The organism is Mycolicibacterium sp. Y3, from assembly GCF_051188035.1.
GTDB lineage: Bacteria > Actinomycetota > Actinomycetes > Mycobacteriales > Mycobacteriaceae > Mycobacterium > Mycobacterium fluoranthenivorans.
The window spans coordinates 1,355,875-1,380,890 of sequence record NZ_JAVQLT010000001.1; the positions used below are offsets into that span (position 1 = coordinate 1,355,875).

Below are 25,016 nucleotides of genomic sequence, written 5' to 3' on the forward strand. Positions count from 1 at the left end.
CGAAGCCTTACCGCACGGCAACCAATTCACATTCAATTCCATCGAAGGTAGACCCATGACAACTGACGCAGTCCTGGATGCCGGCCGCGCGGCCGGTGGCCAGGCTCACCGATTGGCCGGCAAACTCGGCCCCACCGCCATCGTCTTCATGGTCGTCGCCGCGGCCGCACCCCTGACCGTCGTGGCGGGCACCTTCCCGATCGGCATCGCCGCGGGCAACGGCGCGGCCTTCCCGGCCTCCTACGGTGTCTGCACCGCGGTGCTGCTGTTGTTCGCCGTCGGCTTCACCGCGATGACCCGCCACATCCGCGGCGCCGGGGCTTTCTACACCTACATCGCCCACGGCTTCGGGCGTCACATCGGATTGGGTGCGGCGTTCCTGGCGCTGCTGTCCTACACGGCGGTGCAGGGCGGCGTGTACGGCTACGTCGGGGCGGCGCTGAACGAACTGGTCACCAGCCACGGCGGCCCGGCGGTGCCGTGGTACCTGTACGCGCTGGCGATGCTCGCCGTCGTCGGCACCCTCGGGTATCGGCACATCGAACTGTCCGGCAAGGTACTTGGGGTCCTGTTGATCTGCGAAGTCGGGATCGTCCTGGTCATCAACGCCGCGGTGATCACCAAGGGCGGCGCCGAAGGCCTGTCGACCGCCGTCCTGCATCCGGGCAATTTTTTCAGCGGCGCACCGGGTATCGCGCTGATCTTCGCCCTGGCCGGTTACATCGGCTTCGAGGCGACCGCCGTCTTCCGCGACGAAGCCCGCGACCCGGCCCGCACCATCCCGCGGGCCACCTACGTGGCGTTGCTGCTCATCGGCGGCTTCTACGCGCTGTCGAGCTGGGTCATGGTCAGCGCCTGGGGCGACTCCGGCGCGTTGGCCGCGGCCACCGACGCACCGGCCACCATGCTCACCGACACCGCCAACCGCTACCTCGGTTCGGTGGCCGGTGACCTGGTCCAGATCTTCCTCATCACAAGCCTTTTCGCGGCACTGCTGTCCTTCCACAACGTGCTGGCCCGCTACATCTTCTCGCTCGGCAACACCCGCGCACTGCCAGAACGCTGCGGCCGCTCACACCTCCGCCACGATTCCCCACATATCGCCTCGGTGGTCCAGACCGTCTCGGCGCTGGTGTTGATCGTGGTGGCGGTGTTGGCCAACCTCGACCCGGTCACCCAGGTGTTCACCTGGTTCGTCGGCGCCGCCTCGGTCGGTATCGCCGTGTTGATGACCCTCACCTCGGCGGCGGTCGTCGTCTACTTCCGCCGCACCCGATTCGACACCCGGTTGTGGCACACCGTGATCGCGCCCGGGCTGGGCTTCATCGGCCTGGCCGTGCTCTCGGTGATGACCGCCGTCAACCTGCCGTTGCTCGTCGGTGGGTCCGCCACCCTGGCCGGCGTCATCGGGGTGCTGCTCGCCGGAGCCTTCCTCGGCGGCGCCGCGGTCGCAGTGCTGCGGCCGCACGCCGGCCACCAAGAGATCGAAACCGTTAAGGAGATTGCACGATGAGCACCGCGTTCCTCGAAACCCCCACCACCACCGACAGTTCCGAGCACCCGCTGAACCCGCTGAGCGCGGAGGAGATCCGTGCGGCCCGGCGCATCGTCGACGAGAACGGCCTGCTGTCGGCCTCCGTGCGCTTCGTCTTCGTCGCGCTGGAGGAGCCGCACAAGTCGGTCGTGCAGGCCTACGCTCCCGGTGACCCGATCGACCGGCAGGCCCGGGTGCTGTTGCTCGACCGCGCCACCGGCCAGGGTAGTGACCTCGTCGTCTCCGTGACCCAGCAGAAGGTGGTGTCGCTGGAGCACGTCGACGCCGGCGTCGACGGCCACGTGCCGATCCTGGACCAGGAATTCGAGGACATCGAGGCCTTCCTGCTGGACTGCCCGGAATGGCTGGCCGCGATGGACAAGCGCGGGCTCACCCACGCCGATGTGCGCGCGGTGCCGTTGTCGGCGGGCGTCTTCGGACACGAGGACGAGGTGGGCAAGCGCATCGTCCGGGTGCTGGCCTTCTATCAGTACGACGCCGCCGACCTTCCGTGGGCCCATCCCATCGACGGGGTGGTGGCCTATGTGGACCTTACCGAGCGCCGGGTCACCAAGGTGATCGACGAGATCGAACTGCCGCTACCCGCCGAGCGTGGCCAGTGGGACGCCGAACCGCACGCGGCGCCGCCGCGCACCGACCTCAAACCCATCGAGATCACCCAGCCCGAGGGGGCCAGCTTCACCGTCGACGGCAACCAGATCAGCTGGGCGGACTGGAAGTTCCGGTTCGGGTTCGACGTCCGCGAGGGCCTGACCCTGCACCAGCTGTCCATCGCGGGCCGGCCTGTGGTGTATCGCGCGTCGATCGCCGAGATGGTGGTGCCCTACGCCGACCCGTCGCCGGTACGGTACTGGCAGAACTACTTCGACCAGGGTGAGTACCTGTTCGGCCGATACACGAATTCCCTTGAGCTGGGCTGCGATTGCCTGGGTGAGATCAAGTACTTCGACGTCACCATCGCCGACGAGGACGGTAACCCGAAGGTGATGAAGAACGCGATCTGCCTGCACGAGGAGGACTACGGCGTGCTGTGGAAGCACACCGACATGTTCAACGGGATGGCCGAGGTGCGGCGGTCGCGGCGACTCGTCATCTCGTTCTTCCTGACCATCGGCAACTACGACTACGGGTTCTACTGGTACCTGTACCTGGACGGCACCATCCAGCTGGAGGCCAAGGCCACCGGCATCGTGTTCGCCTCGGCCTACCGCGGGCCCGACGGGTTCTCCACCGAGATGGCGCCCGGGCTGGGCGCACCCTTCCACCAGCACCTGTTCTCGGCACGGCTGGACATGGAGGTGGACGGCCAGTCGAACGTCGTCGAAGAGGTCGACGCCGTGGCCGTCCCGATGGGCCCGGAGAACCCGTGGGGTAACGCCTTCCGGCCGCAACGCACCCGGCTGACCCGGGAGTCGGAGGCCATGCGCACCGCCGACAACCTCAAGGCGCGGGTATGGCACATCACCAACCCGGAGAAGACCAACCGGCTGGGGCAGAACGTCGGCTACGCGCTGCATCCCGAAGGTCAGCCGGCGCTGCTGGCCCACCCGGCCAGCTCGATCGCCCAGCGCGCGGCGTTCGCCACCAAGCACCTGTGGGTGACGAAATACGACCCCGCCGAACGGTATCCGGCCGGCCGGTTCGTCAACCAGAACCCGGGCAATGCCGGGCTGCCGGCCTACGTGGCCCAGGACCGCGACATCGACGGCCAGGACATCGTGGTGTGGCACACCTTCGGGCTGACGCACTTCCCGCGCCCGGAGGATTGGCCGGTCATGCCGGTGGACTACGCGGGTTTCAAACTCAAGCCGGTGTCGTTCTTCGACCGCAACCCCGCGTTGAACGTTCCCGCTGCGCCGAAGTCGCACTGCTGCGAGAGTTAGTACATGTCCACCGTCAGCAGCACGTCCGCCGTTCTCGGACGGCGGACGTGTGCTGTGGTGGCGGCCGGGTCGGCCGCGCTGCACGCCACGATGATCGGCCATGCCCGCACCCCGGTGGTCGCGGTGCTCATCGTGGCCATGGCCGCAGCCTGCCTGATGTGCGCCTACGAACTGTGGCGTGGCTGCGGCGTGCGGACCTGGTGTGTGGTCGCGGTGATGAACCTCGCGATGATCGCCGTGCACTGGTCGATGCCCACCCATCACCACGGTGCCGTGGCGCCCGAGCAGGTGAATGGACTGATGACGGTCGCGACCACGGTGTCGCTGATCGAGGCCGGTGTCGCCACCGCGGTGCTCTATGTCCTGACGAGGCGGCGCGCGCCATCGGCCATCATGTAGGGCATGACCTACCCACCGTCGCAGATGCCACCGCCACCGCAGGCCACCACCTGCTACCGGCATCCCGGCCGGCCGGCGTTCGTACAGTGCACCCGCTGCCAGCGCTTCATCTGCGGCGACTGCATGCGCGACGCCGCCGTGGGGCACCAATGCCCGGATTGCGTGACGGCGGGCGCGGCCACCGTGCGCCGGGTCGAAGGCCACTTCGGGGGCGCGCCCGCGGGCGAGACCCCGTATGTCACCTACACGCTGATCGCGATCAACGTCCTGATGTTCGTGCTGCAGATGACCTCGCGCGAACTGGAGAGCCACCTGACTCTGTGGCCGCCCGCCGTCGCCGACGGCCAGTACTACCGCCTGGTCACCTCGGCGTTCCTGCACTACGGCATCGCGCACATCCTGTTCAACATGTGGGCGCTGTACGTCATCGGCCCACCGCTGGAGCGGCTGCTGGGCCGAGTCCGGTTCGGGGCGCTCTACGGGTTGTCCGCGCTCGGTGGGTCGGTGCTGGTGTTCCTGGTCGCCCCGCTGAACACCGCGACCGCCGGTGCCTCCGGCGCAGTGTTCGGGTTGTTCGGCGCCACGTTCGTGGTGGCGCGGAAGCTGCGCCTCGATGTCAAATGGGTCGTCGGGCTCATCGTGCTGAACCTCGCGTTCACCTTCATCGGCCCGTTGTTCGGGTCGGGCGCCATCAGCTGGCAGGGCCATGTGGGCGGGCTGGTGACCGGATGCGTGGTGGCCGCCGGCCTGGTGTATCCGCCACGCGCGCAACGTAACCTGATCCAGGCCTCGTTGGTGGTGGGGCTGCTGGTGTTGTTCCTGGCGTTGATCTGGTGGCGCAGTGTGCAGCTGCTCAGCATGTTCGGTGGTTATCTGCACCTCGACTAGCGCTCGCCGGGGCAGCCCGATGTGTTGAGATGACTCAGTGGCAGAACCAGAACCGGCAATCACGGCCCGCGGCATCAGAATGACCGGGCCCTGGGGCCCGGTGTACGGCCCCATCGATCTGGACGTGGAGGCCGGCGGGGTCAGCGTGCTGGTCTATCCGACCGGTACCGGCCGCACCGCCCTGCTGATGACACTGGCTGGCCGGATGAAACCCGTCGAAGGACAGATCACGGTGTTCGGTCACAGCCGGGCCCGCGATATCTTCGCCCACTCCGCGCTGGCCTGCATCGACGAACTGGACAGGATCGCCGAATCGGTGACGGTCCGCGATCTGATCACCGAGCAGAAGCGCTGGGATGCAGCCTGGTACCGCTTCATCGGCGCGGCCGACCAGGACGACCTGACCAAGGTGTGTGCACCCGTGTTCGGTGAGGTGGCGCTGCCGTCGCTCACCGCGTACTTCGACGAACTGTCCGAACTCGAGCAGACGCTGTTGCGTATCGCGCTGGCCAATACCGCGACGCCACCCCTGCTGGTGGTCGCGAACCTCGATCACCTCACCGACGACCGTAACCGCGACATCGTGCTGAAGCGGCTCATCGCGCTCGGCGAGCAGCAGACCGTCATCACCGCGACCGTGAACGGTGTCACCGACCCGGGTGTGCGCGCCCAGCTGAACGTGGGGAGTGAGTAGCCATGCTTGCCGGAATGTCTCTGGGTACCGATCTGAAGCGCTTCTCCCGGGGCGCGCTCCCCCGCATTGCGCTGGTGACCGTCATCCTGATGCCGCTGCTGTACGGCGCCATGTATCTGTGGGCGTTCTGGAATCCGTTCGCCGAGGTGAACAAGATCCCGGTGGCACTGGTCAACGAGGACACCGGCACCGTCGTGGACGGTCAGCAGGTCCGCGCCGGGGCGGAAGTGGCTGACGCACTGGTCGATTCGGGCCAGCTGCAATTGCACCGGGTGTCGTCGACCGAGGCCGCGGCGGGGGTGTCCAGCGGCAAGTACTACTTCTCGGTGACGCTGCCCGAAAACTTCAGTGCCGACGTCGCCTCCCCGTCGGGCGGCTCGCCCGAGCAAGCGCAGATCCAGTTCAAATTCAACGACGCCAACAACTATCTGGGTTCGATCATCGGGCAGAACGCCGCCCGGGAAGTCATCAACCAGGTCAACGCGAGCATCGGGCAGCGCACCTTGGGCACCGTGCTGACCGGATTGACCGACGCCGGTGCCGGATTGGTCCAGGCCGCCGACGGGGCGGGCCAGTTGGCCACGGGCACCGCGGCCGCCGACGACGGCGCGCACAAACTCGCCGACGGTGCCGGTGCCTTGACGGCCGGATTGGTGACCGCACGCGACGGCTCGGCGCAGCTGGCCGCTGGGACACGTCAGCTGTCCGCGTCCGTGGACACCGCGACGGGTCCGTTGGTTACCATGCTGGACCGAGTCGGTGATCTGGGGCTGGATCCCGACGAGGTCGGATTCGTCGCATCCCGGTTGTCCGGGGCGGTGCGCTCGACCACCGATCGGATCGCCGCGCTCAACATCGACCAGGCCCAGGCGGCGACGCTGGTGGATCAGGCCGTGGGCATGTTGCAGGCCAACCCCGATCCGGCAGTCCGCGATGCCGGTGACGTGCTGTCCGGCGCGCAGCGACTGCTGCGAGCCAAGGGAATCGATCCCACCACCGACGACGGACTGAACAGATTGCGCGACAGCGCAACACAGCTGGAGAACGAACTCGGCGACCCCAACAGCAAGCTGCGGGTGTTTCTCACCCGCGCACTCAACGGCGGGCTGCGCGCCGATGTGGTGAAGCTGCGCGATGGTGTGCACCAACTCGACAGCGGTGCGCGCAAGCTCAACAGCGGACTGATGCAGCTGGCCGCCGGGGGAGGCCAACTCTCCTCGGGAGCAACACAACTCGCGGCCGGCACCAGCAAGCTGCGCGCGGGTAGCCAGGAGCTGGCCGCCAAGCTCAAGGAAGGTTCCACCCGAGTCCCGTCCTGGACACCGGAGCAGCGCACTGCGGTCGCCAAGACCCTGGCCGCGCCGGTGACCCTGGACATCCAGACCGACAACGCCGCCGCCACCTTCGGCACGGGGTTCGCACCGTTCTTCCTGCCGCTGGCGCTCTTCATCGGTGCGCTGATCATCTGGATGCTGCTCAAACCGGTGCAGTCCCGGCCGATCATCAACGGGCTCGGCGCGCTGCGGGTGGTGCTGGCGTCGTACTGGCCCGCGCTGCTCATCACGGTCTGCCAGGTCGGGGTGATGTATCTGGTGGTGCACTTCGGCGTCGGGTTGCAGGCCCGTCATCCGATCGCGACGGTAGGTTTCCTGCTGCTGATCGTGGCGACCTTCCTGGCCCTGATCCAGGCGTTCAACGCCCTGTTCGGGGTGTCGGTCGGGCGGGTAGTGACGCTGGCTTTCCTGATGCTGCAATTGGTTTCGGCCGGCGGTATCTATCCGGTGGAGACCACGGCCAAACCGTTCCAGATCCTGCACCCGGTGGACCCGATGACTTATGCGGTCAACGGCTTGCGTCAGTTGATCGCCGGCGGAATCGATTCGCGGTTGTGGATCGCGATCGCCGTCCTGACGGGGGTGCTGCTGGTGTCATTGGCCGCCAGTTCGTTCGCGGCCCGGCGGGACAGGCAGTACACGATGGAACGGCTCAAACCGCCTATCGAGGTGTGAGCCCGATCCGGCGATAGCGGTGCAGCCGCAGGCCGAGTCGTTCGGTGTCGGGCATGGTGCGTAGCTCGTATAGCGCGGCGGCAATGGTCATCGACAGTCGCGTGGTGAACTCCAGCGGCTCGTCGGCGGCGTCGGGACGCTCGTCGACGATGGTGTCCACGATCCCGTTGCGCAGCAGGTCGGCCGACCGGATGCCTTGGGCGGCAGATAGTTCCGGCGCGTGATCGGTGTCGCGGAAGACGATGGCGCTGGCACCCTCCGGGGGGAGCGGGGCCAGCCAGCCGTGCTGGGCGGCCAGTACGCGGTCGGCGGGCACCATCGCCAACGCCGGGCCGCCACTGCCCTGACCTAGCAGCACCGACACCGTCGGGGTGTCCAGGGTCACCAATTCGGCCAGGCAGCGGGCGATCTCGCCGGCCAGCCCACCCTGTTCGGCCTCCACCGAGAGTGCCGGGCCGCGGGTGTCGATGATGGAGACGAGCGGTAGCCGCAGGCTCACCGCCAGCGCCATGCCGCGGCGGGCTTCACGCAGCGCGGCCGGGCCCAGCGTGCCGATGCGCTGCTGCCCCAGGACGACGGCCGGCTGGTCGCCGAAGCGGGCCAGCGCCAGCAGCATCTGGCTGGTGTCCCCACCGGTTCCCGACAGCGGCACCGGTTTCGTGGTCCCGTGCGCCAGCACGTACTCCGCACCCGGGCGTTCGGCGCGACGGGACGCCGTCACCGAATCCCAGGCGGGGATGTCGGGGATCGGCTGGGCCGGTGGCGCCGGTGGTGGGGTCCCGGGCGGGTCGACCAGCACCGCCAGCGTGCGGTCCAGGACGGACCGCAGCGCCTCGACCGGGACCACGCCGTCGATGACGCCGTGCCGGAACAGGTTCTCCGCGGTCTGGACGCCTTCCGGGAACTGCTCGCCGTAGAGGTGTTCGTAGACCCGGGGGCCGAGGAAACCGATCAGCGCGCCCGGTTCGGCGGCCGTGACATGCCCGAGTGAGCCCCACGACGCGAAGACGCCGCCGGTGGTGGGGTGCCGCAGATAGACGATGTAGGGCAGATGCGCCCGTTTGTGCAGTTCGACTGCGGCGGCGATCTTCACCATCTGCAGGAAGGCGACCGTGCCCTCCTGCATCCGGGTGCCCCCCGAGCTGGGGGAGGCCAGCAACGGCAGCCGTTCGGCGGTGGCGCGCTGGATCGCTTCGGTGATGCGTTCCGCAGCGGCCACCCCGATGGATCCGGCCAGAAAGTCGAACTCGCAGGCCAGCACGGCCACCCGGCGGCCGAACACGGTGCCCTCGCCGGTGATCACCGACTCGTCCAGCCCGGACTTGGCTTGCGCCGCGTCGAGTTCTCTGCGGTAAGCCTCCGAGGTGGGCACCTGCACCGGCGGACTGTCCCAGCTGAGGAACGATCCCGGGTCGAGGACGGCATCTCGGACGGCGAGGGCTGGGGTCCGGCTCACGGGATGAGGTTATGCGACGGGCTCTCAAGTGGTTCTCTTCCCAACTGTGTCAGCGATTGTTGACACAGTTCAGAAGAGAACCACCTGAGAACGGCGATGTTGTCGGTGTGCGCCGGCACCCTCAAGCCATGGACGACGAGTGGGGCGACGATGAGGACGACCACGCCGACTGGCGCGACGATCCGACCCTGACCGACACGGCTCGGCAGGCGTTGGAAGCCCTCGAACGGGCCGGCCAAGGACCCCCGCTGCTCGATCACGACCCCGTCTTCCAGGAGTTCTGCAGCGGGACCATCGCGCGAAAGCTCGCGATGGTGCGCGACGAGAGGGAGCGAATCCTCGCCGACTACGACGCCACCGTATTCAAGGCCCGACAGGCAGGGATGTCCTGGGGAGAGATCGGCAGGCGGCTGGGAGTATCCCGGCAGCAACTGCACCGCAGCTACGCCGGACGGTGCGCGCCCGAGGAACCTCTATAGGCTGGCGAGCATGATTGGAGTGACCCGGGACGGGAATGTCCTGACTCTGGAAATGCAGCGGGCCGAGCGGCGCAATGCGCTCAACGGCGCACTTGTCGATGGATTGCGTGAAGAGATCGAGAAGGCGTCGGGATCTGACGTGCGGGCCATCGTGCTGACGGGCCAGGGCACGGTGTTCAGCGCCGGTGCCGACCTGTCCGACGCCGAGGGCGTGGCCAAGGAACTCCCGGACAAGGCGTTGGCCCTGAACCTGGCGATCGACGCCAGCCCGGTGCCGATCATCGCCGCACTCAACGGCCCGGCGATCGGCGCCGGTGTCATCTTGGCGATGATCTGCGATCTGCGGGTGGCCGCCCCCAGCACCTACTTCCAGTTCCCCATCGCCAAATACGGTTTGGCCCTGGATAACTGGAGCATCCGCCGGCTGACGTCGCTGGTCGGCCATGGCCGCGCCCGGGGCATGCTGATCGCCGCCGAACGCCTCGACCTGGACACCGCGCTGCTGACCGGGATGGTCAACCGCACCGGCACGCTGGCCGACGCACAGACCTGGGCCGCCGAGATCGCCGGTTACGCGCCCCTGTCGGTCGCGCATTCCAAGCGGGTGCTCAACGACGACGGTGCCTATGACACCGTCCGCGGCGACCACACCCGGATGTTCAACAAGGCGTGGGCCAGCCCGGATGTCATCGAGGCGCAGGTGGCGCGCATCGAGAAGCGGCCGCCGAACTTCACGGGGGCCTGAGCAGCGATGATCGCGGAAGCGGCCCGAGTGGTCGGTGGCACCGCAGCACTGGTGGCCGGCGGCTGGGCGTTGCGTGCCCTGCGCGGCGCCCCCCAGTCGCTGGGCGCCGCCGATATCGGCGCCGCGGCGAAGGCCTCCCAGAACTACCGCGACGGGGTGTTCGTCAACCGCGAGCCCGCCTCCGAGGTGCAGCTGACCAGGCAGCAGCAGTGGTCGCTGATCCGCGAGTTGTTCACCGGCGACCAGCAGCGGCCGGGTGGTGAGATTCCGCTGGTACGCCCGACGGCGACCGCCCCGGCCGCCGACCTGGCGGTCACCTGGTTCGGCCACTCGTCGGCGGTCATCGAGGTCGACGGCTATCGCGTGCTGGCCGATCCGGTGTGGAGTGAGCGCTGCTCCCCGTCGCGTGCCGTGGGGCCCCAGCGGCTGCATCCCGTGCCGGTCGAACTCGACGCGTTGCCCGCGATCGACGCGGTGATCATCAGCCACGACCACTACGACCACCTCGATATCGACACCATCAAAGGGCTGGCCAGGTCACAGCGGGCCAAGTTCTACGTTCCGCTGGGCATCGGGTCCCACCTGCGTATCTGGGGTGTCCCGCCGGACCGGATCGTCGAGCTCGACTGGGACGAGAGCGCCACACTGGGCGACCTCAGGCTGGTGTGCACACCGGCGCGGCACTTCTCCGGCCGGTTCCTCACCCGGAACACCACCCTGTGGTCGTCGTGGACGGTGATCGGTCCCCGGCACCGCGCGTTCTTCGGCGGCGACACCGGGTACACCAACGGCTTCGGCCGGATCGGGTCCGAGTACGGCCCGTTCGACCTGACCTTGATGCCGATCGGCGCCTACCACCCGGGCTGGCCCGACATCCATATGAACCCCGAGGACGCCGTCCGGGCCCACCGCGATGTCACCGACGCCGGTCTGCTGGTACCGATCCACTGGGCCACCTTCCGGCTGGCGCCGCACCCGTGGTCCGAACCCGTCGAGCGACTGCTGACCGCCGCCTCGGCGGAAGGGGTGACCGTGGCGACGCCCAAACCCGGGCAGCGGGTCGACGGCGCAGCCACGGCACGGCCGATAGACGCATGGTGGCGGCTCTGAGCGGCTAGCGTTCTTCCCTGTGAGACGGATATTGTGCATCGCGGCTGTCGCGCTGCTGGCCGGCTGCACGACGCCGGCAACCGGCCCGGCGAGGATCCTGTCCGATCAACCGCCCCCGCTCGTCCCGGCAATGCCGTTGCCGGACAACGCGGTCGAGAACGCGGTCGGCAAACTCGACGGAATCGCCGACGAACTCATGCGCAAATCGGGGATCCCCGGTCTGGCGGTCGCGGTGGTGCACGGTGGAAAAACGGTTTATGCCAAAGGGTTCGGTGTCAAGGACAACCGGGCCGGGGCCGGTGATACCAACAGGGTCGGCCCGGACACCGTCTTCCAGCTGGCCTCGGTGTCCAAACCGCTGAGTGCCACCGTGGTCGCACACCAGGTCGGTGAAAAGGCGATCGGCTGGGACACCCCGGTCACCAGCAAGCTGCCGTGGTTCGCGCTGTCAGATCCCGCCGTCACCCGGATGGTCACCATCGGTGACCTGTTCTCCCATCGCTCCGGCCTGCCCGACCACGCCGGCGATCTGCTGGAGGATATCGGCTACGACCGCCGGCAGGTGCTGGAACGGCTGCGCCAACTCCCGCTGGACCCGTTCCGGATCTCTTACGCCTACACCAACTACGGATTGACGGCCGGTGCCGAGGCAGTCGCCGCGGCAGCGGGTAAGTCGTGGGACCAGCTGGGCCGCGACGTGCTGTTCGGCCCGCTTGGAATGTCTTCCACCAGTTACCGTTTCGCCGACTACGAAGGCCGCAAAGACCGCGCGGTCGGCCATGTCCGCATCGACGGGGGATACCAGCCCAAGTTCGTCCGCGACGCCGACCAGCAGGCTCCGGCCGGTGGGGTCAGTTCGTCGGTCAACGATATGACGCACTGGCTGGAAATGGTGCTGGCCAACGGCAGCTACCAGGGCCGCCAGCTCATCGACCCGAAGGCCCTGCTGCCCGCGCTCACTCCCCAGGTGGTGTCCAGCCCGCCGTCGGAACCTGCGATGCGTACGGGCTCCTACGGTTTCGGGTTCAACGTGGGCACCACCTCGGCGGCCCGCACCCAGCTGAGTCACTCCGGCGCGTTCGAGCTCGGCGCCGGCACCAATGTCCTGTTCCTGCCGTCGGCCGACGTGGCGATCGTCGCGCTGACCAACGCCACGCCGTCCGGTGTGCCCGAGGCGCTGACGGCCGAATTCGCCGACCTTGTTCAATTCGGTTCGGTGCGGGAGGACTGGTGCAAGCTGTACACCGGGGCGATGCTCCCGATGAGTGATCCGGTCGGCTCGCTGGTCGGCGCGCAACGGCCAGCCAATCCCACACCGGCGCAACCATTGTCGAGCTATGTCGGCACCTACCGCAATGACTACTGGGGGCCGGCCGTCATCGCGGAGAAGAACGGCAAACTGGCCCTCACTCTCGGTCCAGGCGGGGACACCGTCGAGCTCACCCATTGGGACGGCAATATCTTCACGTTTTCGTTCATCAGCGAGAACTCCCCACCCGGAAGCATTTCCAAGGCCACCTTCGACGGAGGCAAGCTCACCCTGGAGTACTACGACGAGGCGGTATTCACCAAGTGACGACGATCATTTCGGGACTCAGCGATACCGAGGTCGCCCAGCGGGTTGCCGACGGGCAGACCAATGACGTCCCGACCAGGGCCGCACGCAGCGTGTCCGAGATCGTGCGGGCCAATGTGTTCACCCGCGTCAACGCGATTCTCGGCGTGCTGTTCGCGATCGTGCTGGCCACCGGGTCGGTGATCAACGGCCTGTTCGGCCTGCTGATCGTCGCGAACTCCGCGATCGGCATCATCCAGGAGTTGCGGGCCAAACAGACCCTGGACCGGCTGGCCATCGTCGGGCAGGCGAAACCGTTGGTGCGCAGGCAGTCCGGGACCGTGGCGTTGTCACCCAACGAGGTGGTGCTCGATGACATCATCGAACTCGGGCCCGGTGACCAGATCATCGTCGACGGCGAGGTACTGGAGGGCGCCAACCTCGAGGTCGACGAATCGCTGCTGACCGGTGAGGCCGACCCGATCCAGAAAGACGCCGGCGATCCGGTGATGTCGGGCAGTTTCGTGGTGTCGGGCAGCGGTGCCTACCGCGCCACCAAGGTGGGCCGCGAGGCGTACGCCGCCAAGCTGGCCGAGGAGGCCAGCAAGTTCACCCTGGTGAAATCCGAACTGCGCAGCGGGATCAACAAGATCCTGCAGTTCATCACCTACCTGCTGTGGCCTGCCGGCGCGCTGATCATCTACACCCAGCTGTTCACCACTGACGTCGGCTGGCGCGAGTCGGTGCTGCGGATGGTCGGGGCATTAGTGCCGATGGTGCCCGAAGGTCTGGTGCTGATGACCTCGATCGCCTTCGCCGTCGGCGTGGTCCGGTTGGGCCGGCGGCAGTGCCTGGTGCAGGAGCTGCCCGCCATCGAGGGCCTGGCCCGGGTCGACGTGGTGTGCGCGGACAAGACCGGCACGCTGACCGAAAACGGGATGCGGGTCAGCGACCTGAAGACCTTGTCGACATCCGATGTGACCGACGTGCTGGCCCAACTGGCCGCCGACGACGCTCGCCCCAACGCCAGCATCGCCGCCATCGCCGAGGCCTACAAGATGCCGCCCGGCTGGACCCAGACCGCCTCGGCACCGTTCAAATCGGCCACCAAGTGGAGCGGCGCCTCCTACGGCGAACACGGCAACTGGGTGATCGGCGCGCCCGATGTGCTGCTGGACCCAGCCTCCCCGGAGGCCGAAGATGCCGAGCAGATCGGGGCGCACGGGCTGCGGGTGTTGCTGCTCGGATCGTCCGACACCGCCGTCGATGCCGCGGACGCCCCCGGCACCGTCACCCCCGCCGCGTTGGTGGTGCTGGAGCAGCGGGTGCGCCCGGATGCTCGCGACACCCTGGATTACTTTGCCTCGCAGAAGGTGGCGGTGAAGGTCATCTCCGGTGACAACGCCGTCTCCGTCGGTGCGGTGGCCGGCACGTTGGGCCTGCACGGCGAAACCCTCGATGCGCGTCGGCTACCGGATGACCCTGAAGAACTGGCGTCCACGCTGGATGAGTACACCACCTTCGGCCGGGTTCGTCCCGACCAGAAGCGGGCCATGGTGCACGCGCTGCAGTCCCGCGGGCACACCGTGGCGATGACCGGCGACGGCGTCAACGACGTCCTGGCGCTCAAGGACGCCGATATCGGTGTCGCCATGGGATCGGGCAGCTCGGCGTCCCGTGCCGTGGCCCAGATCGTGCTGCTGGACAACAAGTTCGCCACCCTGCCGTATGTCGTCGGCGAAGGCCGCCGGGTGATCGGCAACATCGAACGGGTCTCCAACCTGTTCCTCACCAAGACCGTCTACTCGGTGCTGCTGGCCGCGCTGGTAGGTCTCGGAGGTCTGGCGTCGAAACTGTTCGGATCCGACGCCCTGCTGTACCCGTTCCAGCCGATCCACGTCACCATCGCCGCCTGGTTCACCATCGGCATCCCGGCGTTCATCCTGTCGCTGGCGCCCAACAACGAGCGAGCCCACCCGGGCTTCGTGCGCCGGGTGATGACCTCGGCGGTGCCCAACGGTGTGGTGGTGGGCCTGGCCACGCTGATCTCCTATCTGCTCGCCTACCAGGGCTCGCATGCGACCAAGGTCGAACAGACCCAGGCGTCCACGGCGGCGCTGATCACCTTGCTGGTGGGTGCGGTCTGGGTGCTGGCCGTGGTGGCCCGGCCCTACCAGTGGTGGCGGGTGGCACTCGTGGCGGTGTCCGCGCTGGCCTACGTGGTGATCTTCTCGATCCCGCTGGCCCAGGAGAAGTTCATGCTCGATCCCAGCAATGTCGCGCAGACATCGTTGGCGCTGGGCATCGGGTTGGTGGCCGCCGCGGTCATCGAGGTGTTGTGGTGGATCGAGGGCCGAGCGTCTGGCGAACCCCGCAAACTGTGGCGATAAGGTAGGCCCCATGAGTTTTCTGGATAAGGCGAAGAACCTGATCGCCGAGAACACCGACAAGGTGGAAGCCGCGATCGACAAGGTCGGCGACATCGTGGACGAGAAGACCGGGGACAAATACCAGGGCATCGTCGACAAGGCGCAGGACGCGGCCAAGAACGCGGCCCGCAACATCGACCCGACCCACCCGGCGTAGATGGCCAAGCTATCGGTCTCCGTCGACGTGCCGTTGTCGCCGGAGAAGGCCTGGGAAGCCGCGTCGGATCTGTCCCGGTTCTCGGAGTGGCTCAGCATCCACCGGGTGTGGCGCTCGACGCTGCCGGAGACGCTGGACAAGGGCACCAAGATCGACTCCATCGTCGAGGTCAAGGGCATGGCCAACCGGGTCAACTGGACCATCGTGAACTACAAGCCGCCGGAGTCGATGACCCTCAACGGGGACGGCAAGGGTGGCGTGAAGGTCAAGCTGATCGCCAAGGTGAAGTCTGTGGACGAGGGATCGGCGGTGCAGCTGGACATCCACCTGGGTGGTCCGGCGCTGTTCGGGCCGATCGGCATGGTGGTGGCCGCCGCGTTGCGCACCGATATCCAGCAGTCGCTGTACAAGTTCAGGACCGTCTTCTCCTGACGCGTTTGTGCGGTTTCGTGGGCGACGCGCCGAGGCGGCCCGCTGAAACCGCACAAGCGCGACGGCCGGCCTGTGGATAACCGGCTGAGATGGGCCCTGAATCGTCGGGTGCGACTGCGATGGTCGGCGGATGCAAGACATCGACTGGCCGTTTCGAGCGGGCGAGATGCTCGACGCCGGCGCGCTGACATCGTGGGAGCTTCGGCGGTTCTACCAAGCCGTCTACCCCGGGGTCTGGATTCCACGCGGTGCCGAGCTGACACCCCAACTGCGTGCGCGCGCTGCCTGGCTGTGGTCCGGCCGCGAGGGCGTGGTGGCCGGGTTGTCGGCGTCGGCGATGCTGGGCGCCAAGTGGATTGAACCTGGCGAGCCCGCGCAGTTGTTACATGGCAACCGGCGTCCGCCCGCGTTGCTGACGGTGCACACGGAGCGCCTGCACCCCGATGAGGTGACAGGCACGCCGATACCGACGACGACGCCTACCCGGACCGCTTTCGACCTTGGTAGGTGGTTGCCCGTCGCGGAAGCGGTGCAGCGGATCGACGCGTTGATTGCCGCCACGAACGTCAAGACCATCGAGATCGAAGAGGTGGCGCAGCGGCATGCGAGAGCGCGCGGGTTGAAGCAGTTGCGCAAGGTCTTGCCACTGGTCGACGGGGGAGCGGAGTCACCGTACGAGTCGTTGACCCGGCTTGCTCTGATATCGGCAGGGTTTCCGATCCCGCACACCCAGATCGAGGTGTTCGACGAATACGGACACGCGTTTGCGCGCCTCGACATGGGGTGGCCCGAATTCCATGTTGCGGTCGAATACGACGGCGCCCAGCACTGGACGGATGCCAAGCAGCGTAGCTGGGACATCGACCGGGCGGCGCTGCTCGACGAGTTGGGGTGGACCGTCATCCGGATGAGTGCAGGACTGCTGCGTGATCGGCGATTCCTGGGGCGCGTGGCGTCTGCATTGCGTGCGCGCGGCTGCCGCGACGCATTTGTGCCGATTCCGTGGGCACATCCGGCGCGTTGCCGATGAAACCGCACAACCGCGATGAGTTTCGTGGCCGGCGCGGGTCGGTACCGGCATGACCACACCACTCGGCGCACCCTGTTGGATCGACCTGGCCACCTCTGATCTCGAGGTGGCCCGACGCTTCTACGGCACCGTCTTCGGCTGGACCTTCGAAGATGCCGGCCCCGAATACGGCGGCTACGTGACCGCCCACGTCGACGGAAAGCCGGTGGCCGGCCTGATGACCCATCCCATCGACCGGTGGAACACCTACCTGCACACCGCGGATGTGGATGCCACCCTCGCCCGGGTGACCGCGGCGGGCGGGGCCTGCTGCGGCGGCGCCATGGACATCCCCGCCCAGGGCCGGATGGCCATGGTCTCCGATCCCAGCGGGGGTGTGGTCGGGCTGTGGCAGCCCACCGGTCACCCCGGTACGGAGATCACCGGCGTGGCCGGCACCCCGGTGTGGCACCAGCTGACCACCCTCGACTTCGCCAAGGTGCTCGACTTCTACGTGCACGTCTTCGGCTGGCAGACCGAGGTGGCCGGGGATACCGACGAATTCCGCTACAGCACCGCGGTATTCGATGGCGAACCGCTGATCGGCGTGATGGACGGCACCGCGTTCATGAGCGCGGGTGAACCGTCGAACTGGTTCTTCTTCCTCGGTGCCGACGACGTGGACAAGACCCAGCAGCTGATCGTCGACAACGGCGGTGCCGTCGTCCGCGCCGCGGAGGACACCCCGTACGGCCGGCTGGCGTCGGTCACCGACCCCACCGGCGCGGGATTCAACCTGTCGTCGCTGACGTGACGGCTTGTCCTTTTCGCAAGGTGGCCAGCAGTTCGCGGTACGGCCCCACCAGATAGGCGGTGTCACCTGCGGTGAGTTGGGTGTCGCGACGTGGATGCAGCCGCGTCGCCGCTCCCGGCCGGGTGATCGCGATGACCCGGGTCTGCGTGGACATATCCGCCATTCGCACCCCGTCCAGTTCGCTGCCCGGTTCCACGCGCACCCCGCCCACCATGAACGAATGCTGGCCGACGGAGAAGGTACCGAACACCTGCAGACCGAGTGCGGCGCCGATGAACCACGGCGCGGCCAGCTCCACCGTCGAGCGCACGTTCTCGAAACCGAACCGCTGCGCGACGGCCGCGCCGAGCACCCGGTCGTACACCCGCATCACGACGGGTTGGTCGGCGGTGAGCTCGCGCAGCACGATGCCGGTCTCGATGTTGACCACATCGTTGGGCGTCAGGACGGCGATCGCCCGGCAGTGCGCCACTCGGGCCGATTCGAGGGTCTCGCGCAGTGTCGCGTCGCCGAAGATCACCGGGACGTCCAGGCGGCGTGCGGTGGGCAGGAATCGGTTGTCCTCATCGCTGTCGATGACGGCGACGTCGTATCCGGCGTGCACCAGGTCGCTGACCACCCGGATCCCGAACGAGCCCAGGCCCACCACGACGATGTGGTCGTGCAGATGCTGGGCCCGCCGCAGGCCCGCGGACTGGGCCAGTCGCCGCGACAGCAGCACGTCGGCGACGAAGGCCACCAGGATCGCGGTGGTGGTGACACCGGCGAACATCAGCCCGATACCCCAGAGGCGCAGCCAGGACGGCTGCTCGATGAAGCTGAAGTCGCCATAGCCGACGGTGGCGATGGTTTCGGTGCTGAAGTACAGGGCGTCGATCCAGCTCATCCCGGGCGGCCGTTGATAGGTGAAGCGCAACAGCACGGTCGACCCGATCAGCAGGGTCATCGAGGCCGCCAGCGCCCGGTAGAACATCGGGTTGATGTCATCGCGCAGTACCCGGACGGCATCGAAGAACCGGCGCAGCGGTGGCCGCCGGACCCGGTTGTGGCTCAAAGGTTTCGACACCTCGATACCGTGTCCGGCCAGTTCGGCGGCGGTACCGATGATGGCGGTCCGGTCGCCCTCGTGGACGGTGATGTCACGACCCGGACAGGCGGTCACCGAAGCGTCGCCGTGGATCACCGCGACCGGGGCCAGGTCGCCGTAGATCTCGCGCAGGGTGGCGTCGCGCGGCACGTCGGCACCGGACACGACGAAGTCGATACCTGCCACCGCGATGGTGTGGGTGGTGCGATCCAGGCAGGCCTCGACCACCGAGGGGGCGGCCAGGTCGGCGACGTCGAGGATGGCGCCGGGCCCGTTGCCGAACGCGACCGCCTCGCGGAGCACACCATTGGCCAGTCGGGCCACGACCCGCACCTGCGGGCTCAGTTGGCGTGCCAGCAAAGCGATTTCGAGGTTGACGGCGTCATCGTCGCCGACGCAGACCACCGCGGTGGCCGACGGGACATCGGCGGTGGACAGGGCCCGCGGATCCTGTAGCGGGACCACCGTCGCGCCGGCGCCGCGCAGTTCGTCGGCAATGCGCTCGGCCAGCGCGTCGGTGCCGCACACGATGATGTGCCCCTGCATAGGGCGCCACCTTTCCTGTCGCTTCGCTCGCCCCAGGAAAGGCTAAGGGCTCGGCGCCCCCAGCGCGAAGTCTGCGAAGTCGAAACCGGGCACGACCACACAGCTGACCAGTGTGGGTTCGTCGTCCGGTGCTTCTCCCCGTCGCTGCGCTCGCCCCAGATGCCGGGCCCGCTGCCAGTAGCCGGGCGGCACCACCACCTGCGGCTGCTCGCCGGCGGCGATATCGGCGCCCAACAGCAGCTCGGAGGCCTCCGCTTGGCGCGGCCCGACTTCCAGCACCAGCGGGCTGCCGCGGTGATAGAGCCACAACTCGGCACTGCGGACGGTATGCCAGGCCGACTGTTGACCGGGCATCAACAAGAACAGGATCGCGGTGCCCGCGCTGCGCGGACCGGTGTACTCCGGGGGCAGCGCCGACTGCGGAGTGGTCAGCGCGCTGCGCCAGGTCTCCGCGTACCAGCCGCCCTCCGGATGCGGGGACAAGTCCAGTTCCCGCGCCCAATCGGGGAGATCCGTCATGGCAACCCAGACTACGGTGGCCAACCGGATAACCTGAGCCGTATGGCACGTCTGCGTCCCGGCTGGCTGGTGGCACTGTGTGCGCTCGTGCTGATCGTGAGCGCATGGCTGCCCTGGCTCACCACCCACGGCGGCCGGGCCAATGCCATCGGGGCGAGGACGGGCGCCATCGAGGTGCCACCGCCCGGTTTCGGTGTCGGGCAGTTGATCGTGCTGCTGGCCTCGACGTTGATCGTGGCGGCCGCGATGGCCGCGCAACGCTTGTCTCCCAGGCTGGCTTCTGCTGCCGCCCTGTCACTTTCGATGATCATCGCCGCGCTGATCGGCTGGTACTTCCGGCTGTACGTGCATGCGCCCATCGCCGCGGGTTACGGGCTGTTCGTCGGCGCGGGTGCGGTGGCCGTCGGGATCGTGCTGTCGGTGCTGACCATGGTGGTGGCCTGGGGTGACTAGCTTCGTCGAACCCGTGACGCTGACGGGGCAACACTGGGTGACGCTGGAACCGCTGAGCACCGATCACACCGACGAGATCGCCGAAGCCGCCGCCGATGGCGACCTCGGGCGGCTGTGGTTCACCGGTGCCCCGTCGCCGGATACCGCGGGCCGTTGGGTGCAGACCTGGCTGGGCAACCCGGCCGCGTTCTCGTTCGTGGTGCGGGCCCTGGACGGAACTCTGGTCGGGTCGTCGAGCTACCTCAACATCGACGGGCCGAACCGGCGACTGGAGATCGGGGCCACCTGGTACCGCGCCTCGGTGCGCCGCACCGGGGTGAACACCGAGGCCAAACTTCTGTTGCTCGGCCATGCCTTCGACGAGTTGAACTGTGTGGCAGTCGAATTCCGCACCCACTTCTTCAACACCACCAGCCGCGCGGCAATCGAGCGGCTGGGGGCCAAACTGGACGGGGTGCTGCGCAGCCACCAGCTGCTGCCCGACGGGTCGCGCCGGGACACCGTCGTCTACTCGATTCTGGATATCGAGTGGCCGGCGGTGCGCAACAACCTGCGGTTCCGGCTACAGCGCGAGTGAAGCCGCCGGGGGTGGGCTGTGACGCCACCCCCGGCGGTGGCGACTCACTGTGAGTCGACGGTATTCGGTTCGATGGATCGCTGGCCGCCGCCGTGCGCGATATCGATCTTGCGCGGCTTGGCCCGTTCGGCCAGCGGGATCGTGACGGTGAGGACACCGTTCTCGTACGTCGCTGAAATGGCTGAGGTGTCAATGCCTTCGCCGAGTGAGAGTTGCCGGCGGTAACTGCCGAAGAACCGCTCGTTGGCGAACCATTGGACCGAGTCGTCGGTGCGGGCCGTGCGGTGAGCCGAGATGGTCAGCGTGCCGTTGTCCACGTCGACGTCCACCGAGCCGGGATCGACGCCGGGAAGATCTGCGGTCAGAACGTAATGGTCATCGATCTTGCACAGGTCCATGGGCATGAACCTCGGGGTGCGCGATGATCCGGATTGGCTGGTGAGCAGCCCGCGGGTCAGGGCGTCAAGGTCACTGAACGGATCGAAACGGAGCACAGTAATCCACCTCCTCATTCGCTCAAGAGCCCACCACCCTGGCGGGCAGCCAAATCACTGTGCAGTTCCATTTTTAGCACTCTCGATGCGAGAGTGCCAGTCCTGGGGTCGAGAATTTTTTCACCACGTGACCATCGATACCCGCTGTGGCGCAGCATGTGTGGTGGGTCGGCTACGCGGTGGGGACGACGCCGACCGACCGTCCGTGCAAGATCTCCCCGCATCGATCGCAGGCCAGCACGGCATGGAAGGCGGCGCCACAGGTGGTGTGGGTGAGCTCGACGGCCGGGCCCTCGGGTGTGGCGAGCCAGCGCTGTGCCCAGTCCAGCGCGGTCACCAGGATGGGTAGCACCGCGCGGCCCTTCTCGGTCAATCGGTAGCGGCCGTCGGTGGTGGTCAGGACGTCGTTGGCCACCATGATCTGCAGTCGGTCGGACAAGGAGCCCGGCGGGGCGCCCAGTTGGGCGGCGAAATCGGTGAATCGGCTGGTGCCGACAAAGGCGGCGACCATGACGGCGAAGGACCACCGATTGCCCAGGATGGTCATGGTCTGCGGGAACAGGCCCGCTCGGTCACCCTGGGATCGCCGCCTGGTGGCGACGGTGGGCATGGACCGCGCCCAGGATCCGCTCGGACCCCACCGCGCATCCAGGGTTTTCTCGGTCGTGGCCGCGCCGCAGTCGCCACATGTCAGCGACGGCGCACACTCCGCATCGCAGCCGGAGTGCCACATCGCAGGCAGCGCATGCTCGGGCACCCAGCGGCGCTCCCATTCCCAGATGGACACCAGCATCGGCCACAGTGACCGGCCGCTGCTGGTCAGCCGATAGTCTCGGCCGGCCCGGTCCAGCAGCCCTTCGGACGTCATGCTCGCCAGCCGCGACGTCAGCGCCGCATTCGAGATCGGCAGCCGCGCGGCGAATTCCCCGTACCGGGTGGCACCCAACAGCGCCTGCTGGGCGATCAGCAGCGTCCACTCATCACCGAGCACACCGAGCATCCTGCCGACGGCATTCACGGTGGGGCCGGGCTCCCTCACTCCCGCCAGCGCCGCAGCTCCGAACCGGGCGCCCAGGTCGAGTGGGTTCCGCTGGAGACCCGTTCTGGCAGTTGAAGTTTGCACACCGGTCCGTCGGCGAGGCCGGCAGCGTCGAACACCAGACAGTACGACGCATCGGCGGTCATATCGGTCGTGATGGTGACGAGGTAGCCGTCGTCTTCGGCGCTGCTCCCAACCCGGGGCGCCATGGCGGTCTCACTGCCGTACACCCCGTCGGCGAACGCGTAGCGCTGCTCGGAACCGGTGTGCAGATCGTGGCGCACCAGTCCGTCGAACAGGAACCAGCCCGGCTTACCCGTCGCGGCATAGGTGTAGCGGTAGTCCTTGGCCGCATAGGAGGGGTTGATCATGCCGAACTCGGTCAAGCTGTCGGACAATTGCTCCTCGCGCGTCTGTCCGGTGTGCAGGTTGAACCGCCAGCGGTGCAGCCGGGTTTGCATCCCGTCCAGGGACAGATACCGGAAGAACCGCTGCCACCGCGGATCCATCCCGTCGGCGGTTCCGGCATCGGTCGGTTCGGGGGTGCCCTGGAAGAACCCGTCGAGCACGATCTCGTCGCCGTCCTCGAAGGCGTTGGTGAAGTGCAGGACATACGTCGTCGCGGCCTCGAACCAGCGAATCTCGCCGGACCCGCCGCGCCGCGGCAAGATCCCGAACCGGGACGGCAGATCCCGGTGCAACCGGGGAATGTGCGCGTTGTGTGTGAGCATCTCGGCATCCCAGAACAGCGGGAAATCGTTGAGGATCACATAGTTCTCGGTGAACGCCATATCGTGCGGCAGTCGCGGGCCGGGGAGTTCGACGTCGACGTAGTGCACCAGGGCATCGCGCTCGTCGACCACGCCGTAGTGCATGTACGGGGCCTGCTTGCCGTAGTTGAAGAACAGCAGTTCGCCGGTGGTGCCGTCGACCTTGGGGTGCGCCGAGACACCCAGGTCGGCGGGAAAGCCGCCGGAGAAGTCCGCCTTGCCCAGCGCGTCCCCGGTGTACGGGTCGATCCGGTACAGGTCTCCGCACTGGTAGAAGCTGGTGAGTGCGACCCCGCGGTGCACGGTCACATCGGTCGATGACGCGTCCTTCATCAAGGTCCGTGCACCCCAGCCGTGATCGCGCTGGGCCAGCTCGACCGGCTCGGCGATTCCCGGCCACAGCGGACCGCCCGCTTCCTGCTCGGCGAGGAAGCCGTCGGTCGGGATGAAGCGGTTGCGGTAGAAGGCTTTTCCGTCCCGGAATCCGACCATGTGCAACATGCCGTCGCCGTCGAAAGGGTGATAGGTCTTGAACGCGGGATGCAGCGGATTCTCGGTGTTGCGCAGGTACACCCCGTCCAGATCGCCGGGGATCTCGCCCTCGACGACGCGCAGGTCCACGGCATCCCATTCGGTGGTCTGTGGGCGCCACGGGCCGGTGCGGTACGGGTGGTGGTCCTCCTCGGGGAGGGTGGACAGATACTTGGCGACCACTTCTACATTCATCAGAACCCCTGGGAGACGACGAAACTGACGGTGGTGGCGGTGCTGCCACCGAAGTTCAAGGTGCCGAACGTTTTCGCGCCGTCGACCTGGTAGTCCCCGGCGGTTCCGGCGACCTGCTTGGCCGCGTCGAGCAACATCCTGACCCCGGTGGCGCCGACCGGATGACCACCGCCGATCAAGCCGCCGCTGGGGTTCATCGGCAGCCTGCCGCCGATCTCGATCTCGCCGTTCTCGATGGCCTTCCACGACTCGCCGGGCCCGGTGAGACCGATATGGTCGATCGACAGGTACTCACTCGGGGTGAAGCAGTCGTGTACTTCGAAACCGTCCAGATCCTCCAGGGTCACCTGGGCGCGGGTGAAGGCGTCGACGACGGCGCGCCGGACATGAGGCAGCACATACGGATCCGCCTCGGCGCGGTCCAGTTTTTGCTGCAGTCCCAGGCCGACGGTGCGGTGTCCCCAACCGGCGATACGGGCGATCGGTCGCGCCTCGGGATGGTCGCGCAGATAGCCGTCGGAGACCAGCACGATGCCGGCGCCGCCGTCGGTCATCTGGCTGCAATCCAGTCGCCGGATCCGGCCCTCCACGACCGGGTTGTCGGTGGTTGCCGCCCACTCCCGGGTCTGTGCGTTCGGGTTGGCCTTGGCGTTGGCGTGATTCAGTGCGGAAAGGGCGTCGAGGTGAACGTCGGCGAGGCCGTAACGTCGGTCGTATTCGTCGGCGATCCGGGAGAACATGTGGGGCCACATGAATTTCGCGTCCGCACCCTCGTGCCCGGTCCACGCGGCCGCGCCGAGATGCTGCGCGGCGAGGTCGCCGGGCACCGTCTTCTCCAATTCGATGCCGACCACCAGGGCGCTGTCGTAGTTGCCGGCCCGCAGGTCGGCCAGCGCGGCCAAGACCGCCACCCCGCCCGACGCGCACGCCGCCTCGTGCCGGGACGCGGGGACATCCCACAGCGCGTCCTCGACGGTTGCGGGCATGGCACCCAGGTGGCCCTGAGCCGCGAACATCTCGCCGAACGCATTGCCGACGTGCACCACGCCGATATCGGCCGGCCGTGTCTTCGCGGCGGTCAACGTCTCACGGACCACCTCGGCGGTCAGTGCCGCGAAATCGGCACCCTCGCGGTGCAGGTTGCGGGCGAAATCGCTCTGATAGCCACCGAGGATCCACGCCATGACCGCG

General features: G+C 67.6%; 24 protein-coding genes. 17 read left to right on the forward strand and 7 right to left on the reverse strand.

Annotated elements, in window-relative coordinates:
- Positions 1-55: 55 nt before the first annotated feature.
- From QN239_RS06705 to QN239_RS06730, 6 genes are all read left to right on the forward strand, one after another.
- Positions 56-1,513 (forward strand): APC family permease, encoded by a 1,458-nt coding sequence (locus tag QN239_RS06705; RefSeq protein WP_499008879.1) that lies wholly within the window; start codon positions 56-58, stop codon positions 1,511-1,513.
- Positions 1,510-3,438, forward strand: coding sequence for a primary-amine oxidase (locus tag QN239_RS06710; RefSeq protein ID WP_499008881.1), 1,929 nt, complete (start codon positions 1,510-1,512; stop codon positions 3,436-3,438). The genes QN239_RS06705 and QN239_RS06710 overlap by 4 nt, the downstream gene beginning before the upstream one ends.
- A 3-nt stretch (positions 3,439-3,441) precedes the next feature.
- The gene (locus QN239_RS06715) at positions 3,442-3,837 is read left to right on the forward strand and encodes a hypothetical protein (RefSeq protein ID WP_499008883.1); all 396 of its coding nucleotides are present in this window, start codon (positions 3,442-3,444) and stop codon (positions 3,835-3,837) included.
- A 3-nt stretch (positions 3,838-3,840) separates the two neighbouring features.
- Entirely contained in the window at positions 3,841-4,725 is an 885-nt protein-coding gene (locus QN239_RS06720; RefSeq protein WP_499008885.1) for a rhomboid family intramembrane serine protease, read from the forward strand.
- 79 nt (positions 4,726-4,804) lie between these two features.
- Positions 4,805-5,419, forward strand: a complete 615-nt coding sequence (locus tag QN239_RS06725) for an ATP-binding cassette domain-containing protein (RefSeq protein ID WP_499016619.1) — start codon at positions 4,805-4,807, stop codon at positions 5,417-5,419.
- A 2-nt stretch (positions 5,420-5,421) separates the two neighbouring features.
- A complete protein-coding gene (locus QN239_RS06730; protein ID WP_267292666.1) occupies positions 5,422-7,428 on the forward strand; it encodes a YhgE/Pip domain-containing protein in 2,007 nt (668 codons plus the stop codon).
- On the opposite strand, the gene QN239_RS06735 is transcribed toward QN239_RS06730, so the two are convergent.
- Positions 7,415-8,884: a carboxyl transferase domain-containing protein gene (locus QN239_RS06735; protein WP_499008887.1), complete on the reverse strand. Its 1,470-nt coding sequence runs from the start codon at positions 8,882-8,884 to the stop codon at positions 7,415-7,417. The two genes, QN239_RS06730 and QN239_RS06735, sit on opposite strands and share 14 nt — an antisense overlap.
- A gap of 128 nt (positions 8,885-9,012) precedes the next feature.
- Between QN239_RS06735 and QN239_RS06740 the strand changes: the two genes are divergently transcribed.
- The 9 genes from QN239_RS06740 (at position 9,013) to QN239_RS06780 (ending at position 17,614) form a co-directional block, all read left to right on the forward strand.
- Positions 9,013-9,363, forward strand: a complete 351-nt coding sequence (locus QN239_RS06740) for a hypothetical protein (protein WP_499008889.1) — start codon at positions 9,013-9,015, stop codon at positions 9,361-9,363.
- Between the two features lie 10 nt (positions 9,364-9,373).
- A complete protein-coding gene (locus QN239_RS06745; RefSeq protein WP_090354685.1) occupies positions 9,374-10,108 on the forward strand; it encodes an enoyl-CoA hydratase in 735 nt (244 codons plus the stop codon).
- Between the two features lie 6 nt (positions 10,109-10,114).
- Positions 10,115-11,218, forward strand: coding sequence for an MBL fold metallo-hydrolase (locus QN239_RS06750; protein WP_499008891.1), 1,104 nt, complete (start codon positions 10,115-10,117; stop codon positions 11,216-11,218).
- Positions 11,219-11,237: 19 nt separating this feature from the next.
- Positions 11,238-12,794 (forward strand): serine hydrolase, encoded by a 1,557-nt coding sequence (locus QN239_RS06755; RefSeq protein WP_499008893.1) that lies wholly within the window; start codon positions 11,238-11,240, stop codon positions 12,792-12,794.
- On the forward strand, positions 12,791-15,163 hold the full coding sequence (locus QN239_RS06760; protein WP_499008895.1) for a cation-translocating P-type ATPase: 2,373 nt from the start codon (positions 12,791-12,793) through the stop codon (positions 15,161-15,163). The genes QN239_RS06755 and QN239_RS06760 overlap by 4 nt, the downstream gene beginning before the upstream one ends.
- A gap of 10 nt (positions 15,164-15,173) precedes the next feature.
- On the forward strand, positions 15,174-15,359 hold the full coding sequence (locus tag QN239_RS06765; protein ID WP_090354693.1) for an antitoxin: 186 nt from the start codon (positions 15,174-15,176) through the stop codon (positions 15,357-15,359).
- Positions 15,360-15,791: a type II toxin-antitoxin system Rv0910 family toxin gene (locus QN239_RS06770; protein ID WP_187096933.1), complete on the forward strand. Its 432-nt coding sequence runs from the start codon at positions 15,360-15,362 to the stop codon at positions 15,789-15,791.
- A gap of 130 nt (positions 15,792-15,921) precedes the next feature.
- The gene (locus tag QN239_RS06775; RefSeq protein ID WP_499008898.1) at positions 15,922-16,821 is read left to right on the forward strand and encodes a DUF559 domain-containing protein; all 900 of its coding nucleotides are present in this window, start codon (positions 15,922-15,924) and stop codon (positions 16,819-16,821) included.
- Positions 16,822-16,870: 49 nt separating this feature from the next.
- Positions 16,871-17,614 carry a VOC family protein gene (locus QN239_RS06780; RefSeq protein WP_499008901.1) on the forward strand — a complete coding sequence of 248 codons (744 nt, stop codon included), beginning with the start codon at positions 16,871-16,873 and terminating at the stop codon, positions 17,612-17,614.
- Here the strand turns inward: QN239_RS06780 and QN239_RS06785 are convergent.
- Both QN239_RS06785 and QN239_RS06790 read right to left on the reverse strand, forming a co-directional pair.
- Entirely contained in the window at positions 17,592-19,247 is a 1,656-nt protein-coding gene (locus tag QN239_RS06785) for an NAD-binding protein (protein WP_499008903.1), read from the reverse strand. The two genes, QN239_RS06780 and QN239_RS06785, sit on opposite strands and share 23 nt — an antisense overlap.
- A gap of 42 nt (positions 19,248-19,289) precedes the next feature.
- Entirely contained in the window at positions 19,290-19,766 is a 477-nt protein-coding gene (locus QN239_RS06790; RefSeq protein ID WP_499008905.1) for a cupin domain-containing protein, read from the reverse strand.
- A 42-nt stretch (positions 19,767-19,808) separates the two neighbouring features.
- Between QN239_RS06790 and QN239_RS06795 the strand changes: the two genes are divergently transcribed.
- Positions 19,809-20,219, forward strand: coding sequence for a hypothetical protein (locus tag QN239_RS06795; RefSeq protein WP_090354706.1), 411 nt, complete (start codon positions 19,809-19,811; stop codon positions 20,217-20,219).
- Positions 20,212-20,796, forward strand: a complete 585-nt coding sequence (locus tag QN239_RS06800) for a GNAT family N-acetyltransferase (RefSeq protein ID WP_499008907.1) — start codon at positions 20,212-20,214, stop codon at positions 20,794-20,796. The genes QN239_RS06795 and QN239_RS06800 overlap by 8 nt, the downstream gene beginning before the upstream one ends.
- A 44-nt stretch (positions 20,797-20,840) precedes the next feature.
- On the opposite strand, the gene QN239_RS06805 is transcribed toward QN239_RS06800, so the two are convergent.
- The 4 genes from QN239_RS06805 to QN239_RS06820 all read right to left on the reverse strand — a co-directional run bounded on the left by QN239_RS06805 (position 20,841) and on the right by QN239_RS06820 (position 25,009).
- Positions 20,841-21,290: an Hsp20/alpha crystallin family protein gene (locus tag QN239_RS06805; protein WP_090354710.1), complete on the reverse strand. Its 450-nt coding sequence runs from the start codon at positions 21,288-21,290 to the stop codon at positions 20,841-20,843.
- A 172-nt stretch (positions 21,291-21,462) separates the two neighbouring features.
- Positions 21,463-22,290 carry a winged helix-turn-helix transcriptional regulator gene (locus QN239_RS06810; RefSeq protein WP_499016620.1) on the reverse strand — a complete coding sequence of 276 codons (828 nt, stop codon included), beginning with the start codon at positions 22,288-22,290 and terminating at the stop codon, positions 21,463-21,465.
- Positions 22,291-22,325: 35 nt separating this feature from the next.
- A complete protein-coding gene (locus QN239_RS06815; RefSeq protein WP_499008909.1) occupies positions 22,326-23,825 on the reverse strand; it encodes a carotenoid oxygenase family protein in 1,500 nt (499 codons plus the stop codon).
- Positions 23,825-25,009: an acetyl-CoA acetyltransferase gene (locus QN239_RS06820; RefSeq protein WP_499008911.1), complete on the reverse strand. Its 1,185-nt coding sequence runs from the start codon at positions 25,007-25,009 to the stop codon at positions 23,825-23,827. The genes QN239_RS06815 and QN239_RS06820 overlap by 1 nt, the downstream gene beginning before the upstream one ends.
- Positions 25,010-25,016: the final 7 nt, after the last annotated feature.